A 19,772-nucleotide genomic window follows, 5' to 3' on the forward strand; every position below is an offset into this window, starting at 1 on the left:
TCCAAGCGCAGCCCCCGCCCCTCGTAGGCGCGGCGGTTGTGCTCCTCGTGCTCTGGGGGGCTGATGCGCTGGGGCAGCTCCCTGCCGATGCGCTTGAGGGTGCGGTCGCCAGCCCCGGAGGCGGCGGCCCGGACCATGATGTCCTCGGCCCTGGAACGGTAGTCACCGGCCTCGGGGTGGCGGTCGGTGCAGCGCCCGGCCACCGCCCTCTCCGACAACTCCACCACCAGAGCGAGCTGGCCGAAGGACACCCGCCCCGCCTCGGCGGCCTCGACCGCCTGCGGGTAGTCCTCGAGGTGGTCGGCCACGGTGGCCACGGCATTCGCCTGTGAGGAGGAGCGGCCATTGGCGCGCAGCAGCCCGGCGACCGTGGAGTGCCCCGAGCCCGCAAGGGCCCCGGTCTCACCGATCCGGGCGGCCAGCCGCGCGGCGGCCAGGTCCAGGGCGTCCTGGCCACCCGCCAGAGCGGCCATGGAGCGCGTCAGGGTCTCACTGTGGCCGGGGGCCACGTCCGAGGCCAGGGCCCGCTCCACCCCGCCCAGCACACCCGCGCATCCCCGCCGGATCTCCTCCGCAGGAGATCCGGCCGGGGCGCCGGGGTGCCGCTGATCTGCCATACACCCATTATGAACCACCCGCCACCATTTTCGGGGCCCGGAAGAAGATTTCCTGAAGAAATTCATAGAAGCATGGTTCTCCAAGGTCAGGGCACATGTCGATCATGGATGGACGGCGCTGCAATATTGCCCGGCAAAGGCGCCCTGGAAGGCCGGTCACTTCCCGTGAAAAGCCGCCCTGGAAACAAGGTCCCTTTCCTTTTCCGGGCGCCCTGGAACCGGAGAGGGGTGCCCGTTCTGGAGCGTCCTGGAATGGCGGAGGGCCGCCCGTTCCAGGGCGGGGCGCGGATAAGGACCGATGCGTTCCCAATCCAGTTGGGGTCGATTCGGCACCCGTGGGGGCCGGCCGGGGCGGCGCGCACCCCACACGCGCGGGGGCAGGGGCTGTCCGGCGCCCGACAGCCAAGCCCGGGGGAACAGCCCGGCCTTCACCGCCGCCCTACCCGCTTGACCAGCGGGAACCCGGCAGCCGGGAAGCAGCAGCAAGCGGGGCGCCGGTCGTGTGCGCTGGAGTGGTGGAGCTTTCGGCCGCGCCCTTCCGAGCGGTGCGACCTCTGCAGCGCGATCGGCGCCCCCGCCCCCGGTGCGCCCCTCCTCGCCGTTGATCTCGGGGAAGTCGGGGTAATACCGGCCGGTATTACCCCGACTTCCCCGAGATCAACAAGGGTGTCGCTGCGGGCGGCAGGCAGCGCCCCCGGGGGGCGGCCGGGGCCCGCAGAGTCCGACCACGCCGGCGGACACGACCGGGGCGCCCCGCTCATCCGCCGCCGCCCTCCCCGTCCGACCGGCGGGAACCCGGCAGCCGGCGAGAAGCAGTGAGCGGGGCACCTGCTCCTCCGCCGCCGCTCCTCCCCCCTGGGCCGACAGGGGCCCGGCGGACGGCAAGCAGGCATAAGCGGCTACCCGGCCGCTCCGTCGCCGCCCCACCGCCCCGGCCGTCCGCACGCCCGATCCCCGCCCCCCGAAAACACGGCTCGCAGGCCCACGGTGCTCCCCATAGCCGAACCCGGTGACCGGGGACTTCTCTTGGGGGTTCTTCTCTTGATGAACTCTTCTCTTGATAAACCCGAGCGCGACTACGGCCGATCGGGACGAACTCTCAGTTCGTACTCTGTTCCGGGGGCAGGGGACGCGAGTTCGACGGCCAGGACTCTACGTTCGGCGTCCCATTCCACGGAGGCCTCGGCCTCGCCTCCGGTCGATGCGGCGACCCGGGCCTCTCCGCCATCGGGGAACTCCCCTTCGGGCAGGTACACCTCCGTGGGGCCGGTGACGCCCTCCACCGCCTTGAACCGAACTGTGAGCTGCGGGGACTCCGGAGAGTCCGAGCCCCCGGAGCCACCAGCGCCCCCACCCGTGCCGCCGGGGTCGTAGCCGACGTCCAGCGGGTCGCCCGCGACCGCGCGCGGGTAGGCGCGATCCATCACCTCGGCCAGGGGACCGGGGGTCAGGTCCTCATCGGCCCAGGGGCCCCACCCGTCGTGGTCGTTCGACCAGTAGGCGCGCCCGGTCGCCATGGAGTCGGTGACGTCGAGCATCTTCGCCACATAGGCCTCCGCCCCGTCGCCCGACATGTCGAGGCCGAACTCGCCGAGGACGACGGGCGCGCCCAAGCGCTCCGCGGTCACCCTGACGTTCTCCTCCCAGAGCGCGATGGCGGTGTCCACCTGTCCGCGCCCCTCTCCGGTGTAGGACCGGCCGAGGTCCATCGGGAGCGGGTAGGCGTGCGGCGCGTAGACGATGCGCGGCTCACCCGGGCGGGGGTCGTCCAGCCGGGGGAGCGCCGAGGGCGTCCCCCAGTTCACGCCTACGGCCTGGCCCTCCACGAAGATCCACGTGTCGGTGTCGGCGCCGCGGATCCGCTCGGTGCAGCGCCGGTAGAGCTCGGCGAGGGGCCCGCGTTCGAAGGCCGGACCCTGCAGGCTTCCCCCGAAGGGCTCGTTCATCAGGTCGTAGCCGATCACCGCGGGGTCGTCCGCGAAGCGCTCGGCGACGCGGCCCCAGGCGTCGGCGTAGTGCTCCATCAGCTCGGGGTGGTCGCCGGTGGTGTTCCAGAAGTGGTCGAAGGCGCGCATCGTCCCCGGCTCCAGGTACACCAGCTCCCACATGTCCTGTTCGGCGACGGGCAGTCCGTCGGTGCGGGTGGCCCAGGCCGGCGCCCCGTTCCCGGAGTGGCGGTCGGGGGAGACGTCCGCCCCGTACAGGTCCTGGTGCATGTCGAGCAGCACGTGGTACCCGCGCTCCCCGTACCAGTCCACACGTTCGGCGACGGCGTCCAGGTACGCCTCGTCGTACTCTCCCGGCTCCGGTTCGACGGCGCTCCACTGGATGAGGAGCCGCACGAAGTTGGTGCCCATGGTGTCGTACTCGTGCTGCACGTCCTCCTCGGTGATCCACGGCAGGGAGTCCGGGTCGGCCTTGGTGGAGCCGGAGGTGTTGAAACCGTGCAGGAAGAGGGCGCGCCCCTGGTCGTCGGTGATGTAGCGCGGGGGACCGGGCTCGGTCCGGGTGACGGCCGCGACGCCGGCCGCGGCGGTCACGAGGACGGCGGCCACGGCGACCGCCCGGAGGACGGGGCGCCGGGTCCGCGTCGTTCTGCTCACCGCACTCCTCTTCGGGGGACGTGTTCGGGGGGCGCGCCTCGTCGGAGGCGGGGGCGCGTCGCACCAGGGGTTCGGCGGGGGAGGGGAGTCTCCGCCGAACCCCTGTCCCTGTGAGACCTGGATCACTATCCTGCAGAACGTGAATGATTTTCGCAATAGCCCGGCGACGCCCGCCGCGCGCACGGGCGCCGCCGCCGCGGCCGCCGCACTGGCCCCCTGCCTGCTGTTCGGCTCGGCGGCCTTCCTCACCTGGCTGACCGCGACCGCCGGTCCGCTCGTGGTCCCCTCCGCCCTGGGCGCCCCGTTCGGCCCGCCGCCGCTGCGCGCGGTGCCGCTCGGCGAGCAGCCGTGGTCGGCCCTGGTGACCGAGCTGGCGGCGGTGGCGGTGCTGGCCGCCGCCACCGGGCTGGCCACCGCCCGCGCCGCCCGCCGCCGCCCCGCCGCCGGCCGGGGACGCACCGCGCTGTCGGCGTGGGGTGCCTTCGCCGCCGGTACGGCGCTCGCGGGTGTACTGCGCGGGGCCGCCCCGGCGGTCGCGATGGGGCTCGGCCCGCTGGGCTGGGCGGTCTACGCGGCGGGCGGCGCGGTGGCCGGTCTGCTGTGGGGCGCGGCGCTGGGATGGGTGTGCGCCCTCGCCACGGCTGCGGTCCACCGCCCGGCGGAGGCGGGGGAGCGCTAAAGTCGCGCCGTGGACAGGCGGGAACGGACAACAGCGGTACCCGGGGGCGCGCTCATCGCACCGCGCCTGCACACGCGCCGCGAGGACGGGCGCGAGCTGCGGGCGCTGGTGTGGGACGCCGGACCGGGATGGCGGATGCTCTCCTCGGCGGTGCTCGGTGGCGGGCTCGGCGACCGGTCGTTCGTGGTGAACGCCCAGGTCTCCGGCGACTACCGGCGGCTCGACCCGGCCGTGCACCTGAGACAGATCGCGTCCCGGGCAGGGGTGCGCGGGCGGGGCGTGGGACTGATGACGGCTGCCGAGGTGTCCCGCGCGCGCTTCGCCGCGGACGGCGGGGCCGAGGCGCTGGCCACCGTCGGCATCGGTCGCCCCACCTGGGCGGCGGACTCCCCCGATCTGGACGAGATCCGGCTGGGCGCCCCCTTGGCCGGACCCGGCCCCGGAACGATCAACATCGTGGTGGCGGTGCCCGAGCCGCTGTCCGATTCGGGGCTGGCGAACCTGCTGGCCACGGTGGTCGAGGCGAAGGTGCAGGCGGTGATGGAGGCCGGTTTCGCGTGCACGGGGACCGCCTCGGACGCGGTTGCCGTGGCGTGCCGGACCGGCGTCGCCGGCAACGCCCCCGATCCCTTCGGCGGGCCCCGGTCCCGCTGGGGAGGCCGGGCGGCGCGCGCGGTCCGCGACGCCGTCCGCGCGGCCGCTGAGGAGGACGCCGCCCGGCGCGACGGGTGACGGACGGACGCGCATCCGGTTTCACGGCCGCCGGTGCCCCGGACCACCGCCCCCTTCCGGCAAATAGGGGACCGCCCGCCGCGTAACGACGCGGCGGGCGGTCCGCACCACTTCCTCAGGCCTTTAGATCTGACCCGTCCAGAAGGACCAGAAGGCCTGGGCGATGGCCGCGATGACCAGCAGGAACCAGACCGTCACCACGACCGTGTGGTTGCGGATCAGCACCCCGGCCGCCGACCGGGCCCCCGCCGGGAGCGGGATGCGGCCCGTCCGCACGTTGTCCAGGGTCGTGTAGACGAAGATCGGGATCATCACCGCCCACACCACCATGCAGTACGGGCACAGCGCGCTGATCCGGTACAGGCTCTGGAAGATCAGGTAGTGCACGAACCCGATGCCGAAGAGCACGCCGCCCTGGAGGCCCCACCAGAACCACGGCCGGAACGAGGCCCCGGAGAGCAGCGCCATGCCGACGGCGGTCACGACGGCGAAGCAGGCGATGCCCAACAGCGGGTTCGGGAACCCGAAGACCTCCGCCGTCGGGGTGTCCATGACCGTGCCGCAGCTGATCACCGGGTTGACGCTGCACGTGGGCACGTAGTCGGAGTCGGCCAGCGAGTTGATCTTCTCGATGGCCAGCGCGAACGCCGCCAGCAGGCCGACCGCGCCGCCGACCGCCAGCACCCAGGGCAGCGCCCGGCCGACGATCGGCGCATCGGCTCCCGTACCGGACGGCGCCGACGTGGGGGCGCCGCCGGCGGCGGCCTCCTGGGCGGTCACTCCTCGCCCCCTTCCTCCTGCGCCGCCTCCAGCTCCTCGTCGATGACGTCGCTGAGCTGCTTCTCGGTGGGCATGGACGACATTAGGCGGCCGTTGACGAAGATCGTCGGGGTGCCCTCGACGCCGGCCTCGGTGCCGTCGGGGATGTCGGCGTTGACCCGCTCCAGGATCGCGGGGTCGTTCATGTCCTCCAGGAACTGCTCGCGGTCAAGGCCGATCTCCTCGGCGTAGTCGACGAACACCTCCGGGGTGGGCTCGGAGGCGCCGCTCCACTCCTCCTGGGTCTCGAAGAGCTTCTGGTACATCTCCTCGAAGGCGTCCTGCCGGGAGGCGGCCTCGGCGGCCGCGGCCGAGGCCTCGGCGTTGACGTGCCCGGGCAGCGGGAAGTAGCGGACGACGAAGTTGACCTGGCCGTCGTACTCCTCGCGGACGTCCTCCATGACGGGGTACATCTGGCCGCAGGCCGGGCACTCGAAGTCGAGGAACTCCACGATGGTGACGTCGGCCCCCTCCACCTCGTCGAGGTAGTGGCTGTCCTCGCGGACGAGGGTCTCGGCGGAGACCCGCTCTGCTTCGGCCGGGCCCCCTCCGGTCACCGAGCGCACCACGGCGAAGACGCCGAAGGCGAGCGCGAGCACGAGCAGGAGGCCGAGGGTGATGCTGAGATTTCTGGTCATGTCCTCACCAGGATCGCTTCGGGGCGCCGCCCCGGGTCGGGGGCCGGGCGCCGGGAAAGAAGGTCGGGGGGTCCGGTGAAGGGCGCACCGCCAGGGGGTGGCGGCGGTGCGCGGGCATCTACACCCGCTGGATGCACAGGGTGGTGAGCAGCCGGATGCCGCTGGGGCGCCAGGCGGCCCGGGACACGGCGGCGCGCGCGGCGCCCCGCCGCACCGGCGGCAGCCGCAGGACGACCGCCAGGGCCGCGCTCAGCAGCAGCATGAGCAGCAGCGCCGTCGAGGCGGTCCGGTGGTCGGCGGGCGACTTCACACCGGAGTCGTCGCTGTCGGTGCCGAAGTAGGCGGCCGTATTGATGATCGGGGCGTCGCAGTCGTCGTGCGCGGCGTCGGGGGCCAGGGCCTGCGCCCCGGTCGGCTCGGCGGGCGCATCGGCGACGACCGCCTTGCCGGCGACCGCCTCGGTGTGCACCTGCGCGGGCACTTCGCCGGCGGAGGCGGCCGCGGCCATGCAGACGAGGCACACGTAGTGCAGGGCGAGGACGACGGCGAGGGCGAGCACCCACCCGGGGCGCGCCCTCCATCCGCGCTTCCGCGCCGCCTGCACCGTCTTCACGGCGCAAAGGGTACCCCGGCCGTCCCCGCCTGTCCCTCCCCCTGCGCCACTCGCGCACCGGGTTCCGCGGCGGCGCGGAGCCCGCGCGCCCCGTGTGCCTCCCCTCACAGCGCACTCCACCCCCTTGCGAGGGAATAAATGTGTTTGCATTATTTTTCTAGCAAGCAGTCATCCCGCAAGCGATCTGTGTGAGGCACCACCATGAGCGACGTCAAGCTGAGCGTCATCTACTACTCCTCGACCGGCACCGTCTCCGCGCTGGCCAAGGAGCTCGCCGACGCGGCGGAGAAGGCGGGGGCCGAGGTGCGGCTGCGCAAGGCCGCCGAGCTCGCCCCGGAGGCGGCGATCGAGAGCAACCCGGCGTGGGCCGCCAACATCGAGGCCACCAAGGACGTCGCCGAGGCGAGCGCCGACGACGTGGTCTGGGCCGACGCGGTGATCTTCGGTTCGCCGACCCGCTACGGCAACATCGCCTCGCAGCTCAAGCAGTTCATCGACACGCTCGGCCCGCAGTGGGCGGAGGGGAAGCTGGCCGACAAGGTCTACAGCGGCTTCGCGTCCTCGGCCACGCAGCACGGCGGCCAGGAGAGCACCCTGCTGGCGCTGGCGAACACCTTCTACCACTTCGGCGGGATCATCGTTCCCCCCGGCTACACCGACGGCTCCAAGTTCGTCGACGGCAACCCCTACGGCACCTCCCACGTGGACGCCCAGGGCCAGAACCCGGTCGACGACACCTCCCGCAAGGCCGCCCAGGTCCAGGCCGAGCGCGTGGTCCGCATCGCCCGCGCCCTCAAGCCCGGCGCGAGCCTGTAGGGCACCGAGAACGGACGGCAAGGGGGGCGCCCTTCCCGGCGCCCCCTTGTCCTGTCCGCCGCGGCACGGTCACCCGGTCGGGCGGGTGGTTCCCCGGATGACGAGTTCCGGGGCGATGGCGACCCTCCGGTGGGGTTCGGCCCCTCCGCCGAGGCGGTCGGTCAGGGTGCGGACCGCCTCGGCCGCCAGTTGCTCCTGCGGCTGGCGCACCGTGGTCAGGGGCGGTTCGGCCAGTTCGGCGAAGGATATGTCGTCGAACCCGGTGACCATCACCCGGCCCGGCACGTCCACCCCGCCGCGGGCCAGTTCGCGCAGGACCCCCAGGGCGATGGTGTCGTTGCCGCAGACGATGCCCTCGGGCAGCGCGCCGGGCCGCTCCAGCAGTCGGCGCGCCGCCGTGTGCCCCCAGTCCAGGCTGAAGTCGCCCAGCAGCACCCGCTCGGCGCCGCCCGGGCACAGCGGCGCCGCACCGCGGAAGCCGTCCAGGCGGGCCTGGGCCGAGGAGTCGGTGGGCTCGGACCCCACATAGGCAAGGGTGCGCGCCCCCGCCGCGACCAGGTGCTCGACCGAGGCCAGGATCCCGGCCTCGCTGTCCACCCCCACCCAGCTCCCGCCCCCGCCGTCCAGGCACAGGTCGAGCTGGACGGTGGGCACCCGGCGCCCCGCCGCCTCGATGGCCGCGCGGCTGTGCTCGCGGTGGCAGGGGACCGCGATCAGCGCGTCGACCCGCCGGTCCAGCAGCGAGCGCAGCTGGGCCTCCTCGACCCCGGGGTCGTACTGGGAGGCGGCCAGCAACAGCCCCCGGCCGCCGCGCGCGGCCTCCCGCTCCACCGCCTCGACCAGGGTGGCGAAGAAGGGGTTGGAGATGCGCGGCACCACGATGCCGATGCTGTTGGTGGTGCGGCTGCGCAGCGCCGCGGCCACCGCGTTGGGCTCGTAGTCCAGTTCGCGGGCGGCGCGCAGCACGCGCTCCCTGTTGGCCGGCCGGACCCCGCGCCCGCCGGACAGCGCTCGCGAGGCGGTGGCCACGGACACTCCGGCCCGCTCGGCGACGTCCTTGATGGTGACCGACATCACTTCACTCCTCGGAACCGGGCGGGGACAGGGTGTCGAGAAATCGTTTTCTCATGCACGGGAGAGCCTGGCAGGACACGCGATCCGGCTTGCGGTCAAGGACTCACCAGCTCATTTACGATGTTCTGTGACAACTCTGACGGGTTGACAAAAGATCTCACACGCTTGCAGTGTGCTGCATCACGGTAATCGTTTACATCCCCGGCGGGACCTCCGCCACGGCGGCCGAGCGGACCCCCGCGGCCCGGCAGGCGCGCATCACACACCTAAGAAGGGAGGGGGCATGGACGTGCTCAACGTGCTGTGGGGCATCGGCGGGATGCTGGTGATCCTGGCCATCGCGTTCGCCTTCTCGACCGACCGGCGCGCGATCCGCCCGCGCACGGTCTTCGGAGCACTCGCCGTCCAGGTCGTCTTCGGCCTGGTCGTCCTCTACCTGCCTCCGGGCAAGGCCGCGCTGCAGGCCATCGCGCTCGGCTTCCAGTCCCTCATCGACGCCTCGAACGAGGGCATCGACTTCCTGTTCGGCCCGGTCCTGCCCGAAGAGGGATCGGTCTTCGCCTTCCAGGTGCTGCCGGTCGTCATCTTCGTGTCCTCCCTGACCGCGGTGCTCTACTACCTGAACATCCTGCAGTGGGTCGTCCGCATCATCGGCGGCGGGCTGCAGAAGGTCCTGGGCACCGGCAAGGCGGAGTCGATGAACGCCACCGCCAACATCTTCCTCGGCCTGACCGAGGCGCCCCTGGTCATCCGCCCCTACCTGAGCCGGCTCACCCGCTCGGAGCTGTTCGCGGTCATGGTCGGCGGCCTGTCCACGGTCGCCGGCAGCGTGCTCATCGGCTACTACCTGCTCGGCGCGAGCATGGAGTACCTGATCGCCGCCGCCTTCATGGCCGCCCCGGCGGGCCTGATGATGGCCAAGATCATCATGCCGGAGACCGAGAAGGAGTCCTCCGAGGCCGCCGTCGAGGGCCAGGAGAAGGTGCCCGCGGTCCCGGCCGGCGGCGGGGCCGTCGCCGACACCCCCGACACCGCCGTCGCCGAGGGCCATGCGCACGGCACCGGCACCTCCTCCGGCGCGGGCGACACCGAGGAGGGCGCCACCGGGGCCCTCGCCGACGAGGAGGAGACCAAGCCGCACAACGTCATCGACGCCGCGGCCCGCGGCGCCACCGAGGGCCTGAAGCTGGCCCTGAACATCGGCGCCATGCTGCTCGCGTTCATCTCCCTGGTGGCCCTGCTCAACATGGGCCTGGGCGCTCTGGGCGGCCTGTTCGGCATGGAGGACCTGAGCTTCCAGAAGATCCTGGGCTGGATCTTCTCCCCGCTGATGTTCGTCATCGGCGTCCCGTGGAGCGAGGCGGTCGCCGCCGGCGGCTTCCTCGGCCAGAAGCTCATCCTCAACGAGTTCGTGGCCTTCCTGGACTTCACGCCGCAGATGGCCGAGCTGTCCGACAAGACGGTGGCCATCGTGACCTTCACGATCACCGGCTTCGCCAACGTCGGCTCGCTGGCCGTGCTCCTGGGCGGCCTGGGCAACCTGGCCCCCAACCAGCGCAAGCGCATCGCCAAGCTGGGCGTGCGCGCGATCATCGCGGGCACCCTGGCCAACCTGATGAGCGCCGCGATCGCGGGCATCCTCATCGGTTAGCCGCCCCCGCCGTGCGGCCCGTCCCCTCGCAGGGGCGGGCCGCACACGTATACGACAGACCCGATCCACCGCAACGAACCCGACCCCAGAGGAGTCTCGATGCTCGGTCAGTCCGAACGGCCCACCCCCGACCAGATCCGCCGGGCGCCCAAGGTGCTGCTGCACGACCACCTCGACGGCGGGCTGCGCCCGGCCACGGTCGCCGAGCTGGCCGCCGAGTCCGGCTACGACAGGCTGCCCGCCACCGACCCCGTCGAGCTGGGCCGCTGGTTCCGCGACGCGGCCGACTCCGGTTCGCTGGAGCGCTACCTGGAGACGTTCTCGCACACGGTCGGCGTGATGCAGACCCGCCCGGCGCTGGTGCGGGTGGCCGCCGAGGCCGCCGAGGACCTGGCCGCCGACGGCGTCGTCTACGCCGAGGTGCGCTACGCCCCCGAGCTGTTCCAGGAGAGGGGGCTGGGACTGGACGAGATCGTCGAGGCCGTGCAGGAGGGCTTCGCCGAGGGCGAGCGGCGCGCCGCCGCGGCCGGCCACCGGATCATGGTGCGCACGCTGCTGTGCGCGATGCGCCAGAACGCCCGCGCCACCGAGATCGCCGAGCTGGCGGTCCGGCACCGCGACGCCGGGGTGGCCGGGTTCGACATCGCGGGCCCGGAGGCGGGCTTCCCGCCCACCCGCAACCTGGACGCCTTCGAGTACCTGCGCCGCCAGAACGCGCACTTCACCATCCACGCGGGGGAGGCCTTCGGGCTGCCCTCGATCTGGGAGGCGATCCAGCACTGCGGCGCCGAGCGGCTGGGGCACGGCGTGCGGATCGTGGACGACATCAAGGTCGGCGACGACGGGGCGGCCGAGCTGGGCCGCCTGGCGCAGTACGTGCGCGACACCCGGATGCCGCTGGAGATGTGCCCGAGCTCCAACGTGCAGACGGGGGCGGCCGAGTCCATCGAGGCGCACCCGATCAGCCTGCTGCGGCGGCTGCGGTTCCGGGTCACGGTGAACACGGACAACCGGCTGATGAGCGGCACGTCGATGTCGGAGGAGTTCGAGAAGCTCTCGGAGGCGTTCGGCTACACGCTGGACGACATGCAGTGGTTCACGCTGAACGCGATGAAGTCGGCGTTCCTTCCGTTCGACGAGCGGATCGTGATCATCGACGACGTGATCAAGCCGGGGTACGCCGCCCTGCGCTCCGAGCACCTGTTCCGCACCCCGGGCCGCGCCTGACGGCCTGAGGCGGACGGGGGAGACGACAGAAGGGGTCGCGCGAGGCGCGGCCCCTTCTCCGTGCCCGTCCACAGGGTGTGGACGAGAAGTCAGGGCGACCGGCCGTCCAGCCAGCGCCCGTCGAGCATCAGGTCGCGCCCCTCGACCTCGTTCACCTCGCGCCAGGCCTGGATGCGCTGCGGCCGGACCCGGAAGTACAGGTAGGACGCGCCGTCGTCCCGCGGCTCGAACCCGCACTTGTCGGCGAAGGCATCGCCGATCTCGGAGGGCATCTCCGTGTTCTCCACCGGATCGGCGGTGCCGTCGATGACCACGACGTCGCGGGTCCCCCCGAGGCTCATCCGCGCCCGTCCGTCCGTGAGCAGGTTGCGCCCGGTCACCGACGCCCGCGACGTCGCGAGGAGCAGCGTCTCGCCGTCCCACATGAAGGAGAGCGGTACGAGGTACGGGCCGGCCGACGGGCTCGACGTGGAGACCCAGAGGTCGATCTCCTCCTCCAGCTTGGCCCGTGTGTCCCGGATCCGCTCTGCCCGCCCGCGCGGCGGCGCGTCCTTCATCGGTCCCTCCGTCCGGTCGTCGCTGCCGTTCCGTCGGTGCCGCACATGCTCCGCGAGCGCCCGCCCCCACGAGGGGTCGCACATTGTGGGCCCCTTCGCACTCAGTCCGCCTGGCGGATGCGGACGAGGTTCCCCGCAGGGTCGCGGAACGCGCAGTCGCGGATCCCGTAGGGCTGGTCGGTGGGCTCCTGGACGACCTCGGCGCCCCGCGACACCACCTTCTCGAAGACGCCGTCGAGGTCCGGGGCGGCCAGCAGGATCCAACCGTAGGTGCCCTTGGCCATCATCTCGGAGATCATGCGGCGCTCGTCCTCGGTGAGCCCCGGGTCGACCGCCGACGGCGCCAGGAGGATGGAGGTCCCGGGCTGCCCGGCGGGTCCCACCGTCACCCAGCGCATGGTGCCCTGGCCCACATCGGAGCGGACCTCGAAGCCGAGGACGTCGCGGTAGAAGGCGACCGACTCCTCCGGATCGACGTGCGGAAGCGGTGTGGTGTGAATCGTGATGTCCATGCCGCTCACCCTAGAAGCGGCGCCGTGGCCTGCGCTTCTCGATTCCTGACCGGCTTGGGCCCGTCAGGGGGATTGACGGGCCGGTGGCGCCGCAGTGAGGATTACTCACCGGTAAGGGTTTTTCGCGGACGTCCGCACCGTCCGCTGCGCGCAGCCTCCCCCGTGTCCCTCCGAGTCCCCCGCACCCCGCGGCCCGGGCCTCTGTGCGCCCGGCCGCCCTCGGACACCACGCGAGGTCGCGCCATGCCCCCATCCCCCCGCACCCGCCGACTCGGCCTGGCCGCCGCCCCCGTCGCCGCGGCGGCGCTCGTCCTCCCGATGCTGGGCGCCGCCCCGGCCTCGGCCGTCTCCGTCCCCACCGACGGCGCCGTACAGGAGTACGCGGCCCTGGGCGACTCCTTCACCTCCGGCGTCGGCATCCCCGACGAGGTCGACGCCGAATGCGGCCGCTCCGACCGCAACTACCCCACCCTGGTCTCCGCCGACCTGTCGCCCGGCTCCTTCACCGACATCAGCTGCGGCGGCGCCACCACCGAGCACATGACCGAGCCCCAGGGCTCCAACCCGCCGCAGTTCGACGCCCTCGGCGCCGGGACCGACCTGGTGACGCTGCAGGTCGGCGGCAACGACATGGGGTTCGCCGACATCGTCACCCGGTGCGCGTTCCTGGGGACGTTCAACCCCTACGGCGAGCCGTGCAAGAACAGCTACACCTACGGCGGAACCGACCGGCTGCAGGAGCGGATCGCCGAGACCGCGCCGAAGATCGACGGGGTGCTGGAGGGCATCGCCGAGCGGTCGCCGGACGCGCGCGTCCTGCTCCTCGGCTACCCGGTGATCATGCCCGACGACGGGTCCAACTGCCATTCCACCGTTCCCATCGCCGCCGGGGACGCCCCCTGGCTGCGCGACACCCAGAAGAGCCTGAACGACATGCTCGCCGAACGGGCCCAGGCCCACGGCGCGGAGTACGTCGACACCTACACCGGGTCCATCGGCCACGACCTGTGCAAGCCGCAGGACGTGCGGTGGATGGAGCCGCTGAACGCGGTCGACGCCGCGCCCGTCCACCCGAACGCCGCAGGGCACGAGGGCATGGCGGGCGCAGTGCTCGGCACGGCCGCGCCGGTGCCCGCCGGAGGGGCCTGACCCTTCCGCCCTCCCCGCGGGGGCCGGCCCCGGTCGGCCCCCCGCGCTCACCCCAGTGCGGCCAGGGACACGACCCCGACCGCGTACACGAGGAGGATCGCCACCCCCTCGAACCCGATACCCGACTCGTCGCGGCGGATGAGCCCCGCGGCCACCAGCAGGTTGAGGACGATGGCGAGCCCGATGAGCAGCACCACCCGCGGCCCCATGGCGGCGTACAGCGACCCGTCCCGGTAGGCGACGTCGGCCGCCGACAGGAACAGCACGTCGAAGCCGTTGCCGCCGACGATGTCGCCGATCGCCAGGTGCAGCGCGCGGATGCGCACCGCGAACAGCACCGTGACCAGCTCGGGCAGGGAGGTGACCACACCGGTGACGACGGCGCCCACCACACCGCTGGACAGGCCGGTCTGCGCCGCCACCGAGAGCCCCGCCCCGCCCACCGCGTACCCCGTCCCCGCGACGACGGCGGCCAGCAGGACGAACTTCACCCACATCACGGACAGGCGCTCGGAGGTGTCGGACGGTCCCTCCTCCGGCAGGTCGGGCCGGGTGCTCTTGGTGTGCACCACCCTCCACAGGGGGCGGTCGCGGACCTCGCGCGACAAGTGCAGCCAGTAGAGGTAGCAGCCCACCAGCACCGGCGAGGCGATGTGCACGCCCGCCACGGTGACCTGCGGTCCGGCCCCGGCCATGAGCACCACGCCGAGCATGACGGCCAGGACGACGGGCGCGAGGAGGTTCTGCAGCGACGCCGCGGCGTGTTCGAGATTGGAGCGCCGGTAGTACAGGTCGGCCAGGGCCAGGAACGCGGTCTGCACGGCGATGCCGCCCAGGGCGTTGCCCATCGCCAGCTCCGTGTCGCCCGCACTCGCCGCGACGATGCTGGTCAGCAGTCCGGGCAGCGACGTGACGGCGCCGACCATCACGATCCCGGCGATCGTCTCGCCGATGCCCGTGCGGTCGGCCAGCCGGTCGACCAGCCGCGTGAAGGGCCCACCTCCCACGGTGAGCAGCACCGCCGCACCGATCAGGACCGCCGCGCTCGCCCACAGGGGCCAGGCGCCCATGGCACCGCCCTTCCCCGTCGGTGTCACGTCCGTGGCCCTGTCCTACCCGGAGCGGGCTCTCACCCCGTCTTCGGGCCCTCCTGGACCGGCTCGATCGTGACCATGCAGAAGGCGCCGACCACGTCCCCCGCCGGGAGGGTCTGAGCCGCGTCCGGGATCAGCCGGGAAGGCCGCCCGGACCGTCCACGGGCCGCCGACCCGGCTGATCCCACTGCTCCGGCTCCCCGGCCGCTTCGACCAGGACCATGCAGTAGGCGCTGGTCCCCTCGGGGACCCGCTCGGTGCGGGCCCTTCTCCGCTCCTCCTTGGTGGCGGTGGGCTGCCAGGGGTTCCCGTCCTCGTCGATCCGGGTGGTCCCGTGCAGGTCGCCCGGTCCGGCCACGGTCGCCACCACGCTGACCAGGAGCCCGACGATGCCGAGGAAGACGAGGAGGGCGCCCAGGAAGGTGCCCGCCGCGCCGGTGAGGAGCAGCAGCGCCTCGGCCGCCGCGACGCCGGCCGCGATCCCGCCCCACTTCAGCGCCGAGGCCCGGCGCAGGGCCCGCGTCCCCTCCTGGTCGAGGATCCGGTAGCGCTCGGTACGGCCGCAGTGCCCGCACGCCACCTCGACGTCGGCGTGGCCGGCGGCCGGACGGGCGACCACGTGCAGCGTCTCCCGGTTCGTGTGGCGGCGCAGGTTGATCCCGGCGTTCTCGACGGAGAGGTTGTGGCTGACCTTGAACAGAACGCGATCGGTGACGGGCGCCATCGGGGGGATCCTCCATCGGGGCGAGGCCGGGAACCACCGGAATGTCCCCCGTCCCGGGGAACCGAAACGGGGACGCCGAACGCGCCCCCGGCGGCCCCACCGGCCCTGATCCCCGTTGATCTCGGGGAAGTCGGGGTTAAGAGCGCCGTCATAAGCCCGAGTTCCCCGAGATCAACGACGGAGGGGGCGGGTGAGCGCGTCACCGCCCCTTGCGGGCCTCGTGGACCAGCAGCCACACCAGGTAGGCGCCGCCGAAGACGACGGTCACCACGCCGACCGGCACCGTCAGGGGGATCACGTGCTGGGCGATCAGGTCGGACGCCAGCAGCAGCCCGGCGCCGACCGTCCCCGACGCCGCCAGGGGGATCCCCGGCGCCTTGGCGAGGCGGCGGGCGATCTGCGGTGCGGCCAGGGCCACGAACGCGATCGGCCCCGCCACCGCCGTCACCGTGCTCACCAGGGCGACCGCCACCGCGATCGCCGCCGCCCGGGCGCGGTCGACGCGCACCCCGGTGGCCCGCGCCATGTCGTCGCCCAGGTCCATCTGCCGCAGCGCGGGGGCCGCGAACGGCAGCACCGCCAGCAGGGCCAGGGCCGCGCCCGCGGCCGGGTAGGCGGTCTCCGCCGTGACGGTGTTCAGCGTGCCCGCGCCCCACGCCGAGGCGAACAGCGCGGTCTCCACGTCCGCCCGCAGCAGCATCCAGGTGTTGAACGAGGACAGCATGGCCGAGACCCCGATGCCCACCACGATGAAGCGGAAGCCCTTGATGCCGCCCCGGTAGGCCAGCACGTAGATGAGGACCGCGGCGGCCAGGCCTCCCACCAGCGACCCCGACATCAGCAGGGGCCATCCCCCGCCCAGCACCAGCAGCGCCACCAGCATTCCCGTGAACGACCCGTTCGCCAGGCCGACGATGTCCGGGCTGGCCAGCGGGTTGCGGGTCAGCGTCTGGAACACGCCGCCCGCCACGGCGAGGGCGGCGCCGAACACCACGGCCGCCAGCGCGCGCGGGAGGCGCCATTCGATGACGACGATGCGCTCGAACCCGTCGCTGCGCCCGGCGAGCACCGAGACCACCTGGGACGGGCTGAGCGGGTAGTCGCCCAGGCCGAGGGCGAGCACGCCGAGGACGGCCGTCACGACTGCGCCGGGCAGCACCACCGCGGCCGTGCGCGGGCGCACCACGCGGCGTCGGCGCAGGACCGGCGCGCTCACAGGCCGCTCGCCTTCGGCCGGCGCACCAGCGCGATCAGCACAGGGGCACCCACGAACGCGGTCACCACGCCCGCCGGCATCTCGCTCGGCAGCACCGCGACCCTCCCGAGGACGTCGGACAGCAGCACCAGCACCGGGGAGGCGATCAGCGTCCCGAGCAGGATCCTGCGCTGGTCGGGGCCGACCGTCCAGCGGACCACGTGCGGGACCATCAGCCCGACGAACGCGATCGGCCCGGCGACGGCGGTGGCACCCCCGGCCAGCAGCGTCACGGCGGCGAGCACCGCGACCCGCACCCGGCCCAGGTGCACGCCCTGGGCGCGGGCGACGTCGGGGCCCAGCGCGACCGCGTTGAGCGCCGGCGCCGTGGCGGCCGCCAGGACCAGCCCGGCGGCCAGCAGCGGGAGGACCGGGAGGAGCACGTCGAAGCCGCGCTCCAGCAGGCTCCCGGCGCTCCAGCCGCGCATCCGCTCGAAGGTGTCCGGGCGGGTCAGGGTGAGCCCGGTGGTCAGGCCCGCGAACACCGCGCCCAGCGCGACCCCGGTCACCGTGAGCCGGATCGGCCCGGCCGCCGGCCCCCCGGCGGCGCCGACGCCGTAGACGACGACGGTGAGGACCAGCGCGCCCGCGCAGGCCAGCCACACGTAGGCGGAGGGGTCGCTCACCCCGAAGAAGGCCATGCCCACCGCCACCGCGAACGCGGCCCCCGAGTTCACCCCGAGGATGCCGGGGTCGGCGAGCGGGTTGCGGGTGAAGGCCTGGATCAGCGCCCCGGCCGTGCCCAGCGCGGCGCCGACGGCGAGGCCGGCCGCGGTGCGCGGCACGCGCTGCTCCCCGACCACGAAGCGCGCCTCGTCGCCCCCGCCGCCCGCCAGGGCGTCCAGCAGCGCGGGCACCGGCAGCGGATTCGCGCCGACCAGCAGGGACAGGACGACGGCCGCGGACAGCGCCGCGAGCCCGCCCGCCACCCACACGGGGGTCCGCGCACGTCCGCGCGGGGTCCGGGAGGGGGAGGGCGCCGCCGTCCCGGGATCCGCCGTCTCGCCTGTCACCTGGGGCCCTTCCGTTCCGTGCGGGGCGCTACCCGGCCGAGAAGGAGTCGGACTCCTCCAGGATGCGGTCGAGGTCGTCGAGCACCGTCATACCGCCCTTGGGGCCCACCCCGGCGATCCAGAACGACCGGTCGACGGTGTGCAGCTCGGGGAAGGCGTCCTCGTTCTCGCGCACGGACGGGGGCACCGCCTCGGGGTCGTCGACGTCGTCGGCGGTGACGAGCACCAGGTCGGCCTCGGCCTCCAGGGCGCGCTCGGGAGAGATGTCCAGGGAGATGTCCTCCCAGTCGTGCTCGGGGGTGGTGAAGCCCGCGCACTCCAGGGTGCTCCCGGCGAAGGAGGTCGGCCCGTAGAGGGTGAGCACGTCGTCGCGGGGGCGGACGAGCTGGGCGGTCATGCCCTCCGTGCCGTACTTCTCGGCGATCTCGCCGCAGCGCGCCCGGTAGTCGTCCATCAGCGACTCGGCGCCGTCCTCGTCGCCGAGGGCGCGGGCGACCAGCCCGACGTTGTCCTGCCACGGGTCGGCCTGGGTCTCCATGAAGACCGTGGGGGCGACGTCGGAGAGCCGGTCGTACAGGGCGGAGTGGCGGCTCTCGGTCCCGAGGATGAGGTCGGGCTCCAGGGCGGCGATCTTCTCCACGCTCGGCTCGGGGACGGTGCCCACCCCCTGCACGTCGGCGGCCTCGTCGCCGAGGTAGGCAGGGGCCCCGGCGGCCTCGTCGAACATCGCCGCGCCGACGGGGACGGTGCCCAGGGCCACGGCGGTGTCGAGCTGGACCGGTTCGAGGACCACGACCTTCTGCGGGTCGGCGGGGACCTCGGTCTCGCCCCGCGCGTGCTCGACGGTGCGGGTCTCGCCGGAGGCGTCGGCACCGGCGGAGCCGCCGGAGTCCTCGGAGCCGCCGCCGCACGCGGCGACGGCGAGGACGGCGGCCGCCGGAAGGGCGAGGGGGAGCAGCCGCGCGCGGCGGCCGGGGGTGGTCGGAAGCATGGGGGATCCAATCCGCCGGGACGGGATGGCCGGGTGCGGCCACATAAGCGGAGCCTAACTTAGCAAAGCCTCACCTCATCTTGGCCACCCCCTGCCTGGTGGGAGGCGGCTCCCCGCGCCGGCCCTTCGCGTTCCAGTAGCCCTGGGCGTGGATGCGCCCGGGGGCGATCCCCGCGGCGCGCAGCCGGTCCCGCATCCGGGCGACGCGGGTGCTCTCGGCGGCCGTCCAGGCGTAGAAGTCCGCGCCGAGGGCGGCCGCGGCGGCGCCGTGCCCGTGCGCCCACGCCTCGATCGCCTGCTGGAGGGGGTCGCCCGGCTCCTCCCCGGCGCGCGGGACCACGGTCGGCGCGCACCCGGGCCGGGCCCGGGCGACCCAGGCCGCGTCGGCGGGGTCGCCCGCCTCCACGACGACCTCGGCGCGCACGGACGGGGCCAGGGAGGCGAGGATGCCGCGGATCGCCGGGTAGGCGGCCTCGTCCCCGGCGATCAGCACGTGCCCGGCAGGGCCGGGGTCCCACTGGATCCCGTGCCCGGGGCGGCCCCGCCGGACGTCCGGGCCGGACAGCAGGACGCGCTCGCCCCCGCGCGCGGCGACGGCGAGGGCACTGGCGGGGCCGGGGTGGTCGTGGAGATAGAAGTCCACGTCCACCTCGCGGTCCCCGGGGCGGACTCCGGCGACGGTGTAACTGCGCATGAGCGGCCGCTCGGGGGCGGGGAGCGCGCGCCAGCGCGCACGCCACTCGGCCTCGCTCGGCAGGCCGCCTCCGAGCCCCTCAGGGATCCGGCCGTCCGGGGGCACGAGGATCTTGATGCGCTGGTCGAGGCCGTAGGGGCCGAAACGGTCCAGGGCCGGGCCCGTCAGCGTGAGCCGGACGAAGCCCGGCGACGGCCGCCGGACGGCGCACACCCGCGTGTCGAACAGCACATTGGGCGAGGCGGCGAACGGCGGCATCGGCGAGACACTCCAAACCCGTCCGGGGCGGAAGAGGACCGCTCAATGATGCCGCA

The 19,772-nt window shown here is 73.4% G+C and carries 19 protein-coding genes and 1 pseudogene; 6 read left to right on the forward strand and 14 right to left on the reverse strand.

All coding sequences use genetic code 11. The features are described 5' to 3' along the window. Both C892_RS0120785 and C892_RS0120790 read right to left on the reverse strand, forming a co-directional pair. Positions 1 to 617 (reverse strand): annotated as a pseudogene (locus C892_RS0120785) (HNH endonuclease); the annotation flags it as partial. A 1,076-nt stretch (positions 618 to 1,693) separates the two neighbouring features. After that, positions 1,694 to 3,220, reverse strand: coding sequence for a cellulase family glycosylhydrolase (locus C892_RS0120790; protein WP_017558763.1), 1,527 nt, complete (start codon positions 3,218 to 3,220; stop codon positions 1,694 to 1,696). Positions 3,221 to 3,359: 139 nt separating this feature from the next. On the opposite strand from C892_RS0120790, the gene C892_RS0120795 reads away from it, so the two are divergent. Further along, complete coding sequence (locus C892_RS0120795; protein ID WP_017558764.1) at positions 3,360 to 3,899, forward strand: hypothetical protein; 540 nt, start codon at positions 3,360 to 3,362, stop codon at positions 3,897 to 3,899. A gap of 9 nt (positions 3,900 to 3,908) precedes the next feature. Next, on the forward strand, positions 3,909 to 4,631 hold the full coding sequence (locus tag C892_RS0120800) for an adenosylcobinamide amidohydrolase (protein ID WP_017558765.1): 723 nt from the start codon (positions 3,909 to 3,911) through the stop codon (positions 4,629 to 4,631). 123 nt (positions 4,632 to 4,754) lie between these two features. Here C892_RS0120800 and C892_RS0120805 read toward each other — a convergent pair whose 3' ends face one another. The 3 genes from C892_RS0120805 to C892_RS0120815 all read right to left on the reverse strand — a co-directional run bounded on the left by C892_RS0120805 (position 4,755) and on the right by C892_RS0120815 (position 6,701). Next, positions 4,755 to 5,411, reverse strand: a complete 657-nt coding sequence (locus tag C892_RS0120805) for a vitamin K epoxide reductase family protein (RefSeq protein ID WP_017558766.1) — start codon at positions 5,409 to 5,411, stop codon at positions 4,755 to 4,757. Further along, positions 5,408 to 6,088 carry a DsbA family protein gene (locus C892_RS0120810; RefSeq protein ID WP_017539672.1) on the reverse strand — a complete coding sequence of 227 codons (681 nt, stop codon included), beginning with the start codon at positions 6,086 to 6,088 and terminating at the stop codon, positions 5,408 to 5,410. The genes C892_RS0120805 and C892_RS0120810 overlap by 4 nt, the downstream gene beginning before the upstream one ends. Before the next feature lie 118 nt (positions 6,089 to 6,206). Then, positions 6,207 to 6,701: a hypothetical protein gene (locus tag C892_RS0120815; RefSeq protein WP_152513443.1), complete on the reverse strand. Its 495-nt coding sequence runs from the start codon at positions 6,699 to 6,701 to the stop codon at positions 6,207 to 6,209. A 201-nt stretch (positions 6,702 to 6,902) separates the two neighbouring features. Between C892_RS0120815 and wrbA the strand changes: the two genes are divergently transcribed. Continuing rightward, a complete protein-coding gene (wrbA, locus tag C892_RS0120820; protein ID WP_017539670.1) occupies positions 6,903 to 7,517 on the forward strand; it encodes an NAD(P)H:quinone oxidoreductase in 615 nt (204 codons plus the stop codon). A 69-nt stretch (positions 7,518 to 7,586) separates the two neighbouring features. Here wrbA and C892_RS0120825 read toward each other — a convergent pair whose 3' ends face one another. Next, the gene (locus tag C892_RS0120825) at positions 7,587 to 8,591 is read right to left on the reverse strand and encodes a LacI family DNA-binding transcriptional regulator (protein ID WP_017558768.1); all 1,005 of its coding nucleotides are present in this window, start codon (positions 8,589 to 8,591) and stop codon (positions 7,587 to 7,589) included. Between the two features lie 283 nt (positions 8,592 to 8,874). Between C892_RS0120825 and C892_RS0120830 the strand changes: the two genes are divergently transcribed. Further along, positions 8,875 to 10,242, forward strand: coding sequence for a NupC/NupG family nucleoside CNT transporter (locus C892_RS0120830; RefSeq protein WP_017558769.1), 1,368 nt, complete (start codon positions 8,875 to 8,877; stop codon positions 10,240 to 10,242). A gap of 99 nt (positions 10,243 to 10,341) precedes the next feature. After that, on the forward strand, positions 10,342 to 11,469 hold the full coding sequence (locus C892_RS0120835; protein WP_017558770.1) for an adenosine deaminase: 1,128 nt from the start codon (positions 10,342 to 10,344) through the stop codon (positions 11,467 to 11,469). A gap of 89 nt (positions 11,470 to 11,558) precedes the next feature. Here C892_RS0120835 and C892_RS0120840 read toward each other — a convergent pair whose 3' ends face one another. Together C892_RS0120840 and C892_RS0120845 are read right to left on the reverse strand one after the other, a co-directional pair. Continuing rightward, positions 11,559 to 12,026, reverse strand: a complete 468-nt coding sequence (locus C892_RS0120840; protein WP_017558771.1) for a pyridoxamine 5'-phosphate oxidase family protein — start codon at positions 12,024 to 12,026, stop codon at positions 11,559 to 11,561. A 101-nt stretch (positions 12,027 to 12,127) separates the two neighbouring features. Continuing rightward, complete coding sequence (locus tag C892_RS0120845) at positions 12,128 to 12,538, reverse strand: VOC family protein (RefSeq protein WP_026124525.1); 411 nt, start codon at positions 12,536 to 12,538, stop codon at positions 12,128 to 12,130. A 243-nt stretch (positions 12,539 to 12,781) separates the two neighbouring features. On the opposite strand from C892_RS0120845, the gene C892_RS0120850 reads away from it, so the two are divergent. Next, positions 12,782 to 13,687 (forward strand): SGNH/GDSL hydrolase family protein, encoded by a 906-nt coding sequence (locus C892_RS0120850; protein WP_017558773.1) that lies wholly within the window; start codon positions 12,782 to 12,784, stop codon positions 13,685 to 13,687. Positions 13,688 to 13,734: 47 nt separating this feature from the next. Here the strand turns inward: C892_RS0120850 and C892_RS0120855 are convergent, their stop codons facing one another. From C892_RS0120855 to C892_RS0120880, 6 genes are all read right to left on the reverse strand, one after another. After that, positions 13,735 to 14,757 (reverse strand): sodium:calcium antiporter, encoded by a 1,023-nt coding sequence (locus C892_RS0120855; RefSeq protein WP_017558774.1) that lies wholly within the window; start codon positions 14,755 to 14,757, stop codon positions 13,735 to 13,737. A gap of 157 nt (positions 14,758 to 14,914) precedes the next feature. After that, on the reverse strand, positions 14,915 to 15,505 hold the full coding sequence (locus C892_RS0120860; protein WP_017558775.1) for a hypothetical protein: 591 nt from the start codon (positions 15,503 to 15,505) through the stop codon (positions 14,915 to 14,917). A 199-nt stretch (positions 15,506 to 15,704) separates the two neighbouring features. Continuing rightward, positions 15,705 to 16,721, reverse strand: a complete 1,017-nt coding sequence (locus tag C892_RS0120865) for a FecCD family ABC transporter permease (protein ID WP_017558776.1) — start codon at positions 16,719 to 16,721, stop codon at positions 15,705 to 15,707. Then, a complete protein-coding gene (locus C892_RS0120870) occupies positions 16,718 to 17,695 on the reverse strand; it encodes an iron chelate uptake ABC transporter family permease subunit (protein WP_017539661.1) in 978 nt (325 codons plus the stop codon). The genes C892_RS0120865 and C892_RS0120870 overlap by 4 nt, the downstream gene beginning before the upstream one ends. 106 nt (positions 17,696 to 17,801) lie before the next feature. Continuing rightward, positions 17,802 to 18,764: an ABC transporter substrate-binding protein gene (locus C892_RS0120875; RefSeq protein ID WP_017558777.1), complete on the reverse strand. Its 963-nt coding sequence runs from the start codon at positions 18,762 to 18,764 to the stop codon at positions 17,802 to 17,804. A 70-nt stretch (positions 18,765 to 18,834) separates the two neighbouring features. Continuing rightward, positions 18,835 to 19,716 (reverse strand): siderophore-interacting protein, encoded by an 882-nt coding sequence (locus C892_RS0120880; RefSeq protein ID WP_017558778.1) that lies wholly within the window; start codon positions 19,714 to 19,716, stop codon positions 18,835 to 18,837. Positions 19,717 to 19,772: the final 56 nt, after the last annotated feature.

Origin of the sequence: Nocardiopsis baichengensis YIM 90130, assembly GCF_000341205.1 — a bacterium.
Taxonomy (GTDB): Bacteria; Actinomycetota; Actinomycetes; order Streptosporangiales; family Streptosporangiaceae; genus Nocardiopsis_A; species Nocardiopsis_A halophila.

What these genes read in the sequence shown, in the direction of transcription:
- C892_RS0120835 (WP_017558770.1), top strand. Translation starts at nt 10,342, where the DNA reads ATGCTCGGTCAGTCCGAACGGCCCACCCCCGACCAGATCCGCCGGGCG.
- C892_RS0120875 (WP_017558777.1), bottom strand. Translation starts at nt 18,764, where the DNA reads ATGCTTCCGACCACCCCCGGCCGCCGCGCGCGGCTGCTCCCCCTCGCC.
- C892_RS0120840 (WP_017558771.1), bottom strand. Translation starts at nt 12,026, where the DNA reads ATGAAGGACGCGCCGCCGCGCGGGCGGGCAGAGCGGATCCGGGACACA.
- C892_RS0120880 (WP_017558778.1), bottom strand. Translation starts at nt 19,716, where the DNA reads ATGCCGCCGTTCGCCGCCTCGCCCAATGTGCTGTTCGACACGCGGGTG.
- C892_RS0120845 (WP_026124525.1), bottom strand. Translation starts at nt 12,538, where the DNA reads ATGGACATCACGATTCACACCACACCGCTTCCGCACGTCGATCCGGAG.
- C892_RS0120855 (WP_017558774.1), bottom strand. Translation starts at nt 14,757, where the DNA reads ATGGGCGCCTGGCCCCTGTGGGCGAGCGCGGCGGTCCTGATCGGTGCG.
- C892_RS0120850 (WP_017558773.1), top strand. Translation starts at nt 12,782, where the DNA reads ATGCCCCCATCCCCCCGCACCCGCCGACTCGGCCTGGCCGCCGCCCCC.
- C892_RS0120860 (WP_017558775.1), bottom strand. Translation starts at nt 15,505, where the DNA reads ATGGCGCCCGTCACCGATCGCGTTCTGTTCAAGGTCAGCCACAACCTC.
- C892_RS0120810 (WP_017539672.1), bottom strand. Translation starts at nt 6,088, where the DNA reads ATGACCAGAAATCTCAGCATCACCCTCGGCCTCCTGCTCGTGCTCGCG.
- C892_RS0120825 (WP_017558768.1), bottom strand. Translation starts at nt 8,591, where the DNA reads ATGTCGGTCACCATCAAGGACGTCGCCGAGCGGGCCGGAGTGTCCGTG.
- wrbA (WP_017539670.1), top strand. Translation starts at nt 6,903, where the DNA reads ATGAGCGACGTCAAGCTGAGCGTCATCTACTACTCCTCGACCGGCACC.
- C892_RS0120830 (WP_017558769.1), top strand. Translation starts at nt 8,875, where the DNA reads ATGGACGTGCTCAACGTGCTGTGGGGCATCGGCGGGATGCTGGTGATC.